Annotated in this window: 12 protein-coding genes and 3 tRNA genes; 7 read left to right on the forward strand and 8 right to left on the reverse strand. The window is 35.0% G+C overall.

Annotated features, from left to right (window positions below):
* Nucleotides 1-3: 3 nt before the first annotated feature.
* The gene (locus tag NJT12_RS02495) at nt 4-417 is read left to right on the forward strand and encodes a response regulator (RefSeq protein WP_271334358.1); all 414 of its coding nucleotides are present in this window, start codon (nt 4-6) and stop codon (nt 415-417) included.
* 339 nt (nt 418-756) lie between these two features.
* Here NJT12_RS02495 and rpsT read toward each other — a convergent pair whose 3' ends face one another.
* The 5 genes from rpsT to proS all read right to left on the reverse strand — a co-directional run bounded on the left by rpsT (nt 757) and on the right by proS (nt 3,024).
* On the reverse strand, nt 757-1,008 hold the full coding sequence (gene rpsT, locus NJT12_RS02505; protein WP_271334360.1) for a 30S ribosomal protein S20: 252 nt from the start codon (nt 1,006-1,008) through the stop codon (nt 757-759).
* Nucleotides 1,009-1,163: 155 nt separating this feature from the next.
* Nucleotides 1,164-1,235 (reverse strand) — tRNA-Glu (locus NJT12_RS02510).
* A 44-nt stretch (nt 1,236-1,279) separates the two neighbouring features.
* A tRNA-Glu gene (locus NJT12_RS02515) sits at nt 1,280-1,351 on the reverse strand.
* Between the two features lie 45 nt (nt 1,352-1,396).
* A tRNA-Glu gene (locus NJT12_RS02520) sits at nt 1,397-1,468 on the reverse strand.
* Between the two features lie 77 nt (nt 1,469-1,545).
* Nucleotides 1,546-3,024: a proline--tRNA ligase gene (gene proS, locus NJT12_RS02525; protein WP_271334361.1), complete on the reverse strand. Its 1,479-nt coding sequence runs from the start codon at nt 3,022-3,024 to the stop codon at nt 1,546-1,548.
* A 101-nt stretch (nt 3,025-3,125) separates the two neighbouring features.
* Here proS and NJT12_RS02530 point away from each other — a divergent pair, with 101 nt between their 5' ends.
* The 6 genes from NJT12_RS02530 to NJT12_RS02555 all read left to right on the forward strand — a co-directional run bounded on the left by NJT12_RS02530 (nt 3,126) and on the right by NJT12_RS02555 (nt 8,769).
* On the forward strand, nt 3,126-4,127 hold the full coding sequence (locus NJT12_RS02530; protein WP_271334362.1) for a hypothetical protein: 1,002 nt from the start codon (nt 3,126-3,128) through the stop codon (nt 4,125-4,127).
* 54 nt (nt 4,128-4,181) lie between these two features.
* Nucleotides 4,182-5,684 carry an OmpP1/FadL family transporter gene (locus NJT12_RS02535; protein WP_271334363.1) on the forward strand — a complete coding sequence of 501 codons (1,503 nt, stop codon included), beginning with the start codon at nt 4,182-4,184 and terminating at the stop codon, nt 5,682-5,684.
* 12 nt (nt 5,685-5,696) lie between these two features.
* Nucleotides 5,697-5,828: a hypothetical protein gene (locus NJT12_RS02540; protein ID WP_271334364.1), complete on the forward strand. Its 132-nt coding sequence runs from the start codon at nt 5,697-5,699 to the stop codon at nt 5,826-5,828.
* A gap of 75 nt (nt 5,829-5,903) precedes the next feature.
* A complete protein-coding gene (gene rimO / locus NJT12_RS02545) occupies nt 5,904-7,217 on the forward strand; it encodes a 30S ribosomal protein S12 methylthiotransferase RimO (RefSeq protein WP_271334365.1) in 1,314 nt (437 codons plus the stop codon).
* A 42-nt stretch (nt 7,218-7,259) separates the two neighbouring features.
* The gene (locus NJT12_RS02550; RefSeq protein ID WP_271334366.1) at nt 7,260-7,829 is read left to right on the forward strand and encodes a hypothetical protein; all 570 of its coding nucleotides are present in this window, start codon (nt 7,260-7,262) and stop codon (nt 7,827-7,829) included.
* 34 nt (nt 7,830-7,863) lie between these two features.
* A complete protein-coding gene (locus NJT12_RS02555; protein ID WP_271334367.1) occupies nt 7,864-8,769 on the forward strand; it encodes an N-acetylmuramoyl-L-alanine amidase in 906 nt (301 codons plus the stop codon).
* A 548-nt stretch (nt 8,770-9,317) separates the two neighbouring features.
* On the opposite strand, the gene NJT12_RS02560 is transcribed toward NJT12_RS02555, so the two are convergent.
* The 3 genes from NJT12_RS02560 to NJT12_RS02570 form a co-directional block, all read right to left on the reverse strand.
* Entirely contained in the window at nt 9,318-10,412 is a 1,095-nt protein-coding gene (locus NJT12_RS02560) for an outer membrane beta-barrel protein (RefSeq protein WP_271334368.1), read from the reverse strand.
* A gap of 594 nt (nt 10,413-11,006) precedes the next feature.
* The gene (locus NJT12_RS02565) at nt 11,007-11,972 is read right to left on the reverse strand and encodes a glycoside hydrolase family 5 protein (RefSeq protein WP_271334369.1); all 966 of its coding nucleotides are present in this window, start codon (nt 11,970-11,972) and stop codon (nt 11,007-11,009) included.
* 11 nt (nt 11,973-11,983) lie between these two features.
* Nucleotides 11,984-13,216 (reverse strand): glycoside hydrolase family 27 protein, encoded by a 1,233-nt coding sequence (locus tag NJT12_RS02570; protein WP_271334370.1) that lies wholly within the window; start codon nt 13,214-13,216, stop codon nt 11,984-11,986.
* Nucleotides 13,217-13,310: the final 94 nt, after the last annotated feature.

Genomic DNA, 13,310 nt, shown 5'->3' on the forward strand with positions numbered 1-13,310 from the left:
CACATGCTCGAGCAAATTTTATGCATTGATGACGACCCAATCACGCTCATGTTATGCAAAAAAGTAATTTCGAAATCATCATTCTCTAAAGAAATCATCACTGCTCAAAATGGTGAAGAAGCACTGATGCATTTCAACACTTTAAAATACACCAATATTAAAAACAAAGTAAACAAAAAACCAGAATTGATCTTCTTAGACCTGAACATGCCAGTCATGGGTGGCTGGGAATTTTTAGACCACTTTACGTCTCCTGCTTACGCAGAATTCAACACTGCGAATGTCATTGTATTATCTTCTACTATTGACCCTGAAGATTTAGCCAAAGCAAAAAAATACCCTATTATCATAGACTTCCTCTCAAAGCCTGTTACTCTGCCAATGCTTGAATACCTTAAAAAGAAAATAGGAATTTAAAAACAAACCCATTGCAAACTAAACAACAATAGAAGGTCAATTAAATAAAAATCCAACATTACAATAAAACCGAAACAAATCAAGCAGGAATTGAAATGGATTAAAACAAACGCTTCAGCAGAATCTTTTAATGCCAAAGTAAAAGCATTTAGAAGTCAATTTAGAGGAGTACGAAAAGTAGATTTTTTCTTATTCAGATTATGCAATCTTTTTGCGTAATCCCCAACTTTTGCGTTTGATCCCATTTAACATAGACACTTTGGGATTTTCATTTTTATTCAAACAAAAAAAAGTCCTCTAAAGAGGACTTTTTTTATATATTTAGGAAATTGTAATTAATTACAATTTAGCAACATGTTTAGTTAATTTAGACTTCAAGTTAGAAGCTTTATTATCATGAATGATGTTCTTTTTAGCTAATTTATCTACCATAGAGATTACAGTTGATAATTTTGAAGCTGCATCAGATTTATCAGTAGCTAATCTTAATGCTTTAATAGCGTTACGAGTAGTTTTGTGTTGGTATCTGTTAAGAACTCTTCTTTTTTCGTTACTTCTGATTCTTTTTAATGCTGACTTATGATTTGCCATTTTTTTTAATTTTTAGATGTAATAATTATTATAAATACTAGTTAAAAAAGAAAAACCTCCCACAATTGAAAAACAATCACTTTGGTTTTAACTAATAAAACAAAAATCGAGACACCAACTTTTATTTTACAAAACTTATTTACAACTAATTGTAGTAGTCTGTAAGGGAATCGAACCCCTGTTACCAGGACGAAAGCCTGGAGTCCTAACCCCTAGACGAACAGACCAGTATCCTCTAAGTTTTCTCCAATTTTAATAAATTGAAATTTTGTAGCCCGTAGCGGAATCGAACCGCTCTTACATGGATGAAAACCATGCGTCCTAACCGATAGACGAACGGGCCATTTTAATTCTCAGTATTTCAAGAAAAAATTCGCAGTAAAAGTAGTAGCCCGTAGCGGAATCGAACCGCTCTTACATGGATGAAAACCATGCGTCCTAACCGATAGACGAACGGGCCTGCTTCTCTAATGCGGATGCAAAAATACAACTATTTTTAAGATGTACAATACCTGATGCAAAAAAAATTAAAAAAAATTAATACGCCTTAGCAAACAACACTCTTTTTGAAGAAGGATTACCAGTAAACACACAGGTTCCCGCCTCTTCTACAGCATCTAATGGGATACAACGAATCGTTGCTTTTGTCAAGTCTTTTATTTTTTCTTCAGTAGCGGCTGTACCATCCCAATGAGCAGATACAAACCCTCCTTTACCATCTAAAACTTCTTTAAATTCCTCAAAGCTATTTACTTCCGTGATATGAGTATCACGATAATTTAATGCTTTATTAAATAAATCAGTTTGTATTTGCTCAAGCAAGTCATTTATATAAGTAACGATTCCTTCGCCGGAAACAGTTTCTTTTGTCAATGTATCACGTCTGGCAACTTCAAAAGTTCCATTTTCTAAATCTTTTGGACCAACAGCAATTCTTACAGGAACACCTTTTAATTCCCATTCAGCAAACTTGAATCCTGGTTTTTGAGTTGTTCTGTCATCATATTTAACTGAAATTTTCAACTTTTTAAGCTTAGCAGTTAAGTCATTTACTGCCGTTGTAATCTCTGCTAATTGCTCATCTGTTTTATAAATAGGCACAATAACAACTTGTATAGGTGCCAAATTAGGAGGCAGCACTAATCCCTGATCGTCAGAGTGCGTCATCACCAAAGCTCCCATTAAACGAGTAGAAACTCCCCATGAGGTTCCCCACACGTGTTCTTGTTTCCCTTCGGCATTTGCAAATTTCACATCAAAAGCTTTTGCAAAGTTCTGACCTAAAAAGTGAGATGTTCCTGCCTGTAATGCTTTTCCGTCCTGCATTAATGCTTCAATACAATAGGTTTCATCGGCACCGGCAAAACGCTCCGTTTCAGTTTTTATACCTTTAACAACCGGAATAGCCATAAAGTCCTGAGCAAAATCAGCATATACATTCATCATCTTTTCAGATTCTTCTAGTGCTTCTGCCTTTGTAGCATGTGCTGTATGCCCTTCCTGCCATAAAAACTCAGCAGTTCTTAAAAACAAACGCGTACGCATTTCCCAACGAACAACATTTGCCCATTGATTAATCAATAAAGGCAAATCTCTGTACGATTGTACCCATCCTTTATATGTAGACCAAATAATTGCTTCACTGGTAGGACGAACAATAAGCTCCTCTTCTAACTTCGCATTTGGGTCAACCATTAATTTTCCAGGTCTGTCCGGATCATTTTTTAATCTATAATGTGTTACGATAGCACACTCTTTTGCAAATCCTTCTGCATTTTTTTCTTCCGCCTCAAACATGCTCTTAGGCACAAATAAAGGGAAGTACGCATTTTGATGTCCTGTTTCTTTAAACATTCGGTCTAACTCAGCCTGCATTTTTTCCCAAATAGCATATCCGTACGGCTTAATAACCATACATCCTCTAACGCCTGAATTTTCAGCTAGATCTGCTTTTACAACCAGCTCGTTATACCATTTTGAATAATCTTCTGATCTTGTAGTGAGGTTCTTACTCATATTGAATAGTTTGGCACAAATTTTGTTTTAATAATTTTAACTAAATAGTTTGACAAAACTAACTATTTTTGTAATGTGCAACAATAAAAAACTCCACAGATATGAAAACTTATACAACTCTCCGCCAAAACTCAAGTCATTTTTACTTAATTGGATTATTGAGTTTTCTACTAGCATCATGTGGTTCTTACCAAAATACTTCTTATCATGACAATGATGGAGTATACGGCGGCTCACCAAGAACCTATGCTCAAACAACTACCACAAATACAAATAATCAATATAAGGATTACTTTAGATCATTGCAAGATGACAATCAGTCAACTGAAATTTTTACAGATGTAGATAATTATGGTAATTATTCTGACAGCGATAGTATACAATCAGTCGCAAATGCTTACCCAGCCTGGGGAAGCGCCAATTCAGACGTTTCTGTAAATATTTATTCTGACCCTACATGGTCAATGGGATTCGGACTTGGATTTGGATATCCTTATTACGGATGGGGTTACGGAGGAGGATGGGGTTATCCTAACTACTGGGGACCTGGATGGGGCTACCCGGGATGGGGTTATCCTGGATATTGGGGACCTGGCTACAATAGATACAACAATTACTCATATAGCTACGGAAGAAGAGGATCTGCATCTTATTACGGAGACAGAAACTATGCTTCTAACAGAGGAGGTTACACCAACAGAAGCTTTACAACGAACAGAAGCTATACTACCAGAAATTCTAATTCTGACAGAAACTACAATTCAAATAGAAACTATACAACCAACAGACAAAGTGGTTATACAGATTTCAGAAGAAGTTCTGGCACAAATGGAAGAACCTATGATTCTTCAAACCCTAATTTTACAAACAGAAGAAGTTCGTCAACTCAAGGACAAAACAACAGCTACGACTATTCTAACAGAAGATCAAGTAGTTCTACTTCAACCAGAAATTACAATAGCAGCAACGGCAATGCTCCATCAAGAAGCTACTCTCCTAGCCCATCACGTTCTATGAATAGTGGCGGCGGAAGCATGAGATCATCTGGCGGCGGTGGCGGTGGCGGAAGATCTTACGGTGGAGGTGGAGGCGGAAGAAGATAATCCCTTCTTTCACTTTTCACTTATACAAAAAAAATAAACTAAAAACTTATCCAAATGAAAAAAATATTATTCCTATTTATTACAGGATTAACTGCCAGCGTCTCACACTCGCAAGAAGTTTCAGACGCTCTTCGTTACTCACAAGACAACCTAACGGGAACAGCAAGATTCAGAGCAATGAGTGGCGCATTTGGAGCAGTTGGCGGAGACTTATCGTCTCTGAGTGTCAATCCTGCAGGATCTGCTATTTTCACAAACAACCAGACAGGAATAACTTTTAGTAATCAGAGCATTAAAAACAACTCAAACTATTTTGGCACTCAAACTAGTGATAAAGAAAATACATTTCTTCTAAATCAAGCAGGAGCTGTTTTTGTTTTTCATGATCATAACCCGAATAATAACTGGAAGAAAATTTCTATTGGAGTAAATTACGAAAACACGAACAATTTCAATAATAGTGTTTTTTCTGCAGGAACAAACCCGACGAACTCCATTGATAAATATTTCTTAGCCTACGCCAACGGAGTACCTTTAGGAGATATAAAACGCTTAGACTATAGAGATATGTCCTACACGCAACAGCAAGCCTTTTTTGGCGGAGAAGGCTATGTAATCAATCCCGTTACAGCCGATAACAACAACACCCAATATACTAGTAACGTACCAGCAGGAGGTAATTATTACCAGGAAAACAACATTTACACGAGCGGATACAACAGTAAATTAAGCTTTAATATTGCAACCTCATATAAAGACAGAATTTATTTTGGAGCGAATTTAAATGTACACATCACTGATTACAGAAGATCAAGTAGTTTTTACGAACAGAACAGCAATCCACTGCAACCAAACGAAACTATATCTGATTTAGAATTCAACAACAATCTTTACACATACGGAAATGGCTTCTCTTTTCAACTTGGTGCCATCGCAAAAGTTACAGACTCATTCAGACTTGGTTTAGCATATGAATCTAATACTTGGTACGACCTATACGATGAAGTTTCTCAGAGCCTCTATACTACTACGCAAGCTTTGGGCGGACAACCAATAAACAACACGGTTAACCCAAAAATTATAAACGTTTACGATTCTTATACTCTGCAAACTCCCGGAAAAACAACTTTTAGTGCAGCTTATGTATTTGGAAAATCCGGTTTAATTAGTGTTGATTACGCTATTAAAGATTACGGAAACGCTAAATACAAACCAACAAACGATGCCGGATTTAGAGGTGTAAACAATGACATCAGCAATCAATTAACAAACGCGGGCGAATTGAGAGTTGGTGCTGAATACAAGATAAAACAATTAAGCCTTCGCGGGGGATATCGTTTTGAAGGAAGCCCATATAAAAACGGAACTACAATTGGAGATTTAAACAGCTACTCAGGAGGTCTGGGCTATAACTTTGGAGGGACTAAACTAGATTTAGCTTACTCGTATTTAGAAAGAAAATCGAATCAGGGCTTTTTTGCCAAAGGATTTACAGATGGCGCTAACATTACATCGAAACTAAATAATGTTTCTTTGACTTTATTATTTGAATTGTAATTAAGTAAATAGATGAATGGAAATTTCCGTCAGGCATTACCTGACGGATTTTTTTTTAACGCTAATAAAAGAAAATCTCTTTATGGCGTTCACGAAACTTCGGCAACTATAAAAGATAGAACAACTACCGAATTACCTTCATAAAAAACACGTAAAAGAAACCCAAACAAGCGGTGTTTGGATAAAAAAGTGTAATTTTGCACTCCAATTTATAAAAGTATGAGAACCAAGTCTTTAAAAAAGAACAAAATTAACGTAATCACTCTTGGGTGTTCGAAAAATGTATATGACAGTGAAGTGTTAATGGGTCAACTTCGTGCAAACGGAAAAGAAGTTGAACATGAAGCTCCAGCAGAAAGAGAAGGAAACATTATCGTAATCAACACTTGTGGGTTTATTGATAACGCTAAAGCAGAATCAGTAAACATGATTTTGGAATATGCAGACAAAAAAGACAAAGGATTAGTTGACAAGGTTTTTGTTACAGGATGTTTGTCTGAGCGTTACAGACCTGATTTAGAAAAAGAAATTCCTAACGTAGATCAATATTTTGGTACAACAGAATTACCTCAGTTATTGAAAGCTTTAGGAGCAGATTATAAACATGAATTATTAGGAGAACGTTTGACTACTACTCCAAAAAATTATGCTTACCTGAAAATTGCCGAAGGTTGCGACAGACCTTGTAGTTTTTGTGCGATTCCTCTTATGCGTGGTAAACACGTTTCTCAAACTATCGAAAAATTAGTTAAAGAAACTGAAGGTTTAGCTAAGAATGGCGTAAAAGAATTGATCTTAATCGCTCAGGATTTAACTTATTATGGTCTTGATATTTATAAAAAGAGAAATCTTGGAGAACTTTTAGAAGCATTGGTAAAAGTAGAAGGAATCGAATGGATTCGTTTACACTATGCCTTCCCTACAGGTTTCCCGATGGATGTTCTTGAAATAATGAAACGCGAACCTAAGATTTGTAATTATATTGATATTCCGTTACAACATATTTCGGATTCTATATTAAAATCGATGCGTCGTGGTACTACTCAGGCTAAAACAACTCAATTATTAAAAGATTTCCGTGCTGCCGTTCCAGGAATGGCGATCAGAACTACTTTGATCGTTGGATATCCCGGAGAAACTCAGGAAGATTTTGAAATTTTGAAGGATTTCGTTCAGGAAATGAAATTTGACAGAATGGGATGTTTTGCTTATTCTCACGAAGAAAACACGCATGCTTATTTACTGGAAGATGATGTTCCGGACGATGTAAAACAAGCCAGAGCAAACGAAATAATGGAATTGCAATCGCAAATTTCATGGGATATGAATCAGGAGAAAGTAGGCCAGGTTTTTAAATGTATTATTGACAGAAAAGAAGGCGCTCATTTTGTGGGAAGAACTGAATTTGATAGCCCGGATGTTGATAACGAGGTTTTAATTGACGCATCTAAACATTATGTAAAAACAGGGGAATTTGTTAATATAAGAATAATAGAGGCTACAGAATTTGATTTATACGGAGAACCTGCTTAAATTTACGCTAAAGAATTATCAATTTTAGATAAAAACATTTTTATGAAACCTACACTATCTTTATTTCTTTTGGTTTTTACCTTATTCTGCTTCAATTCTGTTTCGGCTCAATACGGAAACGGATATAATAATGGTTACGGCGGTGGAGGAGGCTATGGCGGCGGTAACGGATATGGAAGAGGCGGAGGAATGGGTATGGACAGAAGTATGATGGGAGGACCGCAAGGAAATACCAGCAAACCTAAAGAAACACCTCCGGAAGAAACAGCTGCTAAAATTGTAGAACAAATGAAACCGGTAGTAAATCTTGATGAACTTCAGGCAATTGCTATTGCAAATGTTTTTACTGACAGCATGAAAGAACAAGGAATTCTTTTGAAAAACGAAAGCAGCAGTCAGGATCAAAAATTAGAGCAAATTAAAGCTTTAAGAGAAAGCACTACTAAAAAAATAACTGCTTTTTTGAATCCTGATCAGGTAGAAAAATACACTGCTTTTATGGCTGATTTTAAAGAGATAAAAAAGCCATCTAAATCAAAAAAGAAAAAAGATTCTAAAGATAAAGACACAAAAGAAGTCAAAGAAGATACTGAAACAAAGATTCAAGAATAATTGTTTCAGTCTTATCTAAAAAAACGTAACTATTATGGCAAAAAAACATTTTTGTTATCTGATTTTAGCCCTTATCATTACTGGTTGTTCAACAAATCCTTACAAAAGCACAGAGAAGGTTTATGATCAGCAGCTTAAAACTTTAGAAAATCAAATTACGAGTAAAGAACCTCAACCAATTCCTCCGGTAAGCCCTGTAGTTATTGATACTACATATGCTCAACAGCTTGGAATTGTAAAAGATACTTTATCAAAAACGGGATCTACTTATTTACTAAACGGCATTAATACAGAATGGATCGGTACTGTAAATTTTAATTTAAGGAAACCAAGTTTTATCATTATTCATCATACTGCCCAGGATTCTATTCAGCAAACGATTAAGACGTTTACCAAAACTAAAACACAGGTAAGTGCACACTATATAATTTCTGAAAATGGAAATGTAGTTCAAATGCTAAATGATTATTTAAGAGCATGGCATGCTGGAGCTGCAACTTGGGGGAAAAATACAGATATCAATTCTTCTTCAATTGGGATAGAGCTTGATAATAATGGCTTTAAACCTTTTACAGAAGCGCAGATTGGAAGTTTAGTCGCTCTTTTGACAAAATTAAAGAAAGACTATAACATCCCGACGCAAAACATATTAGGGCATGCTGATATCGCTCCAGGCAGAAAACAAGACCCGAGTGCTTTATTTCCCTGGAAAACATTAGCAGAAAAAGGATTTGGAATTTGGCCGGATGCTGTTTTAGAAGAAGCTCCATTTGATTTTAAAATTGAACCCGCATTGAGAATTATAGGATATAATACCAAAAATCTCTCAGCAGCCATTATGGCATTCAAATTACATTATATTCAAACTGATGTAACTGCTACTTTAGACCGAAAAACAATAGATACGATTTATTCGATTTATAAAAAGCAGGTTCAATAAAAAGAGAAAATACTCAAAATACAAACGCGTTTCTAAACATTTAGAAACGCGTTTTTTTTTATTGAAGTTGCCGCAAATTGCACAAGTTGGAACAAATTAAGAATGCAGAATTTAGTGACTGATTACTGGAATTAAAAAGATTAATTTTTCTTTATGAAACTTTTTTTTGCCACAAATGCGCAAATTAGCACAAATTAAAAAGCTGAATTTAGTCGCCGATTTCTGTTGTCAAAAACAATTAATCTTCCTTAGGCAACTTTTTTTTTGCCTCAAATGCGCAAATTAGAACAAATTGAAAATACTGAATTTAGTCAATTACAATAGCTATCCGGATAAAAGTTTAAAGCAGGTTAAAATGATTTACTCCCTGGATTTAGTGATAAATATATCTGCCAAAATCTTTTTTAAATCTGCGTGAAAAATATTTTACTTCATTTATTTACCAATGCTTGAGTCGTAACAAAAAAAGCTCTCAAATAAAAAAGCTGCCAAAACATTAGTGTGTTTCGACAGCTCCAAAAAAAAAAAAAAAATATCAATCTTTATCTCTAGAAAGAGTATGTTGTAGCAATTAATGCGTAGAACGAACCACCTGTTGGCATAGCATCTTTATCTAAAAAGATATCTTCAGATGCGGCATCGTATCTTAACTCAGGAATTATAGTCAGTTTACCTACTTTATAATTCAAAGAAACTGTATTTGCAAAAACGTTTGATCCCATTAATGTTCCCACATTGGCCGCAGCATTTTTAGCATCAAAATATTCCATTCTGTAAGCTAAGCTCAAAGATGGTTTGAAAGCATAATTAGCATAGCCTACAAGTGAAAACCAATCACCATCTAAAGCACTGTCAAAGTCATTTTTAGTTTTAGCATATGTCGCATTAAATCCTAAAGAAAAAGCATCTGTTATTGTTTTAGAAGCCACAAAATCAATTTGTGTTTTATTTTCATCAGACGGAATCACTAATGTTCCCGGAGTAGGATTAGTACTTCCTGATGTAAAGTTTAAATATGCACTTCCTGTCTCGCCAATATAACCCAATTGCGCTATAAAAGTTTTTTGAGTCGAGCCGGCATCCATAGCTGATTTAAAATCAGTAGGATTTGTAATTCCGGCCATTGCAGTAAACTTTCCTGAGGTATATTGTGCTTTTACACCTGTATTAAAAAATGGTCCATAAGAAAATGCGTAAGACATACTGTAGTTTTTATTTCCTATTGCATCTAATACTTCATATCCTATATGTGTACCAAAACTACCTGCCACTACCTTAAATTCATCTGTAATCTGATACGTAAAAAACAATTGTTTAATTAAAAATTTTGCGTCAATATCTTTATCTGTTGTTTCATTATATGAAAACTCTCCTGCTCTCTTCCCGAAACCTAAGTCTACAAAAACGGAGGCCTTCCCAAACGTATGCGCTGCCTGAACGGAAGCCATTCCTAATTCGAATGAATCTTGCGAGTTGGTAAAGCTCGTTAATCCATTCATTTGTTTTGAAAAATCATACTTATAATAAGCGTCTGCCGATCCTCCCCAAGTAGTTGCTGGTGAAACTGAAGTGTCAGTATCATCTTGGGCAAAAGCAAAAGAACTCGTTAACATCGCGGCTAAAATGTGTACTACTTTTTTCATGTTTTAATTGGTTTTTAGTTATTAATTGATTCTGGTTAGTTAATCTTTTATATATCTATTTAATAGTATAAGTCATTTCTAAAACCTCTTATTCGTCTCTCAAACACCCTCATTTTCATTAGCGAATTTATTAACTTTTGTATGAGTAAAAGAATTGAAATTCATTTTTTTGACGAATTCAGGGAAGAATTACGGATTACAAAAATTAGAATAACAATAATCATGATATGACATTTATACTTCTTTATTTTTGAAAATTTGACAACCATTAAAAACTAAAAACACTAGAAAATTAGACATCAAAGCCAAATAGGAACTAAAAAACAAGATAAAAACACAATAAAATGTCTAAAAAAAAAATCAACCCTATAAAAAATAGGGGGTCAAGTACAAAAACAAAAAAATAAACACAAAATACAGCATGACGTAAAAAATTTAAAAAGCAATAAAACAAATTGTATAAATTCCTACAAAAATAAAAATAAACAAAATAGGAGTAATTCATAAAAAGCAGTTGTTATTTCAGAGTTAAAAACAAACAAAAAGCCTGTTCAAGATTGAACAGGCTTTCCTTAAAAAATCACGCAAGCAATGCTAATCTTGCGTATTGTATTTCCTTAAAAACTCACGAACTTTAATTCCTGATTCTTTTAAATCTTCTTCTTTCCATTTTCCTTCTGACTTAGCCGACTTTTTTAAAATTGAGCAAGTTTCATCTTTATCAGAAACAGACCAGGTAATCCAGCTCAATTTTCGGTCTTCCATCCAGTCGATATATTCCTGCCAGGCTTTGAGATCGAGAGATCCATCGCCAGAAGCTTCCATTCCCGCCGATTCTGAAACAAAAATAGGCAAACCACTTTTTATAGCATTATCCGTTCTATCCCGTAACTCCTTACCATGTGTTGCCGCATAAAAATGCATGGTATACATAATATTATCAAACCCTTTTATTGGATCAGCAGCCGGAAGATCTACATCCTGATCCCAATGCGGAGAACCAACTAAAATAATATTATGGGCATCATTTTCCCGGATTATCTTAATTACCTCTTCGGAGTATGCCTTTACCTCTGGCCATGATTCATGATCCGGCTCATTGAATATCTCATAGATTATATTAGGATACTTTGCATATTTTTTAGAGACCTCAGCAAAAAACTCTTTAGCTTCCTTCAGATTAATATTATGACTGTGCCAATCAATAATCACATAGATATCAGACTTTATAGCTCCGTTTACAACTGCTTCTATTTTTTGTTTAGAAAACTCAGGATTCTTTACATACGACCATTCTCCAAGTTCAATTCCCATTGCAGCGCGAACCACATTACAATTAAAGTCTTTTTTTAACCAACTCACCGCCTTTTCATTATAAAACCTGGGCCACATACTATGCCAGCCAAAACTCATACCACGCAAAACAATCGGATTATTGTTTTTATCTACCAATTGTGTTCCACGAACATTGAGCTGACCATGATTTTTAACAAATTGAGCATTCGCTATAGAAAACATTAATAATAAGGTAAGAGCAAAAAAGTGTTTTTTACTATTCATAATAAAATGATTTAAGGAATTAGTCGTAATGTAATCACATCATGAGGAACAATATCTGCAGTAAAATTCTTTTTTGTGGTACCAGATTCTTTATTCTTCCAAAGATCTTTAAGCTTAAAAACTGTTTTACTAAAATCAGCTTCATATCCAAAATCAGCATCTTTAATAACATGTTTTTTCCAATCAAAATTGATTTTTTTAGGCACTTCACTTCTATTCAAAAAAGTTACGGCCCAATTTCCATCTGATAAAGGTTTCACCCAAACTTCTAATCCATCTTCAGCAGAATATTTAAAACCCTGAATTCCCAGTTTATCCTGATCAACGGCAATTAATTCTTTGTTCGTTAAAATTGCCAGCGTTTCTTTTGACATTTTTCTGAAATCATTTCCCGCAACAAGTGGTGATGCCATCATGCACCACATTGCAAAGTGCGCTTTATCTTCGGTATCATTCATCTCATTCCCCACTTCCATCATATCAAAATCATTCCAATGATCGGGACCGGAATATTTACGAATATCTTTTCGCATTTCTACAATTTTCATGAATCCCCAGGACGACCAATTTTCAGGATGTTTAAACTCACAATCGAAACAAGGATAAATATCTCCGGAAATTCTCCATAAATTCCCAACAGGTTTCCCCCATTCCCATGGCTGATTATCTCCCCACTCGCAAAGACTAAATACAATAGGCCTTCCGGCTGTTTTTAGTGCATTACTCATTGTCGTATAAGCTTCTTTAGCTGTAATTCCCTGTGTATTGCACCAATCATATTTTAAAAAATCAATCCCCAGTTTAGCATAAAAACGAGCATCCTGATATTCGTAACCACGTGTTCCCGGATAACCGGCACAAGTTTGTGTTCCTGCACAATTGTACAAACCAAATTTTAATCCTTTGCTATGAACATAATCTATTACCGCTTTCATCCCGTTAGGGAATTTAACCGGATCCGGAATCAAATCCCCGTTAGCGTCTCGTTCTCTGGTCATCCAGCCATCATCAAGTACAATATAATTGTATCCGGCAGCTGCCATCCCGGAAGAGACCATAATATCTGCCGTTTCTTTTACTAATTTTTCATCGATACTTGTTCCAAAAGTATTCCATGAATTCCACCCCATTGGAGGTGTCATCGCGAGGCCTTCAAATTTTCCTGCTAATTGGGTATGTGTATTTCCCTGACTAAAAACTAAACCTGAGATGCTTAAAGCGACTACTAAAATGATTTTTTTCATTATTAAAAATTCAAATTAATTATTAAAAAAAAAGCATTCCCTAATTGAGTAGATTAGGGAATACTTCAAACAAAACTCAAACCAAAGAGATTTC

Source organism: Flavobacterium azizsancarii (assembly GCF_027980145.1).
Lineage (GTDB): Bacteria > Bacteroidota > Bacteroidia > Flavobacteriales > Flavobacteriaceae > Flavobacterium > Flavobacterium azizsancarii.

Excerpts from the sequence above, each read along its gene's own strand:
- NJT12_RS02495 (WP_271334358.1), top strand. The coding sequence starts at position 4 with ATGCTCGAGCAAATTTTATGCATTGATGACGACCCAATCACGCTCATG.
- rpsT (WP_271334360.1), bottom strand. The coding sequence starts at position 1,008 with ATGGCAAATCATAAGTCAGCATTAAAAAGAATCAGAAGTAACGAAAAA.
- proS (WP_271334361.1), bottom strand. The coding sequence starts at position 3,024 with ATGAGTAAGAACCTCACTACAAGATCAGAAGATTATTCAAAATGGTAT.
- NJT12_RS02530 (WP_271334362.1), top strand. The coding sequence starts at position 3,126 with ATGAAAACTTATACAACTCTCCGCCAAAACTCAAGTCATTTTTACTTA.
- NJT12_RS02535 (WP_271334363.1), top strand. The coding sequence starts at position 4,182 with ATGAAAAAAATATTATTCCTATTTATTACAGGATTAACTGCCAGCGTC.
- NJT12_RS02540 (WP_271334364.1), top strand. The coding sequence starts at position 5,697 with ATGAATGGAAATTTCCGTCAGGCATTACCTGACGGATTTTTTTTTAAC.
- rimO (WP_271334365.1), top strand. The coding sequence starts at position 5,904 with ATGAGAACCAAGTCTTTAAAAAAGAACAAAATTAACGTAATCACTCTT.
- NJT12_RS02550 (WP_271334366.1), top strand. The coding sequence starts at position 7,260 with ATGAAACCTACACTATCTTTATTTCTTTTGGTTTTTACCTTATTCTGC.
- NJT12_RS02555 (WP_271334367.1), top strand. The coding sequence starts at position 7,864 with ATGGCAAAAAAACATTTTTGTTATCTGATTTTAGCCCTTATCATTACT.
- NJT12_RS02560 (WP_271334368.1), bottom strand. The coding sequence starts at position 10,412 with ATGAAAAAAGTAGTACACATTTTAGCCGCGATGTTAACGAGTTCTTTT.
- NJT12_RS02565 (WP_271334369.1), bottom strand. The coding sequence starts at position 11,972 with ATGAATAGTAAAAAACACTTTTTTGCTCTTACCTTATTATTAATGTTT.
- NJT12_RS02570 (WP_271334370.1), bottom strand. The coding sequence starts at position 13,216 with ATGAAAAAAATCATTTTAGTAGTCGCTTTAAGCATCTCAGGTTTAGTT.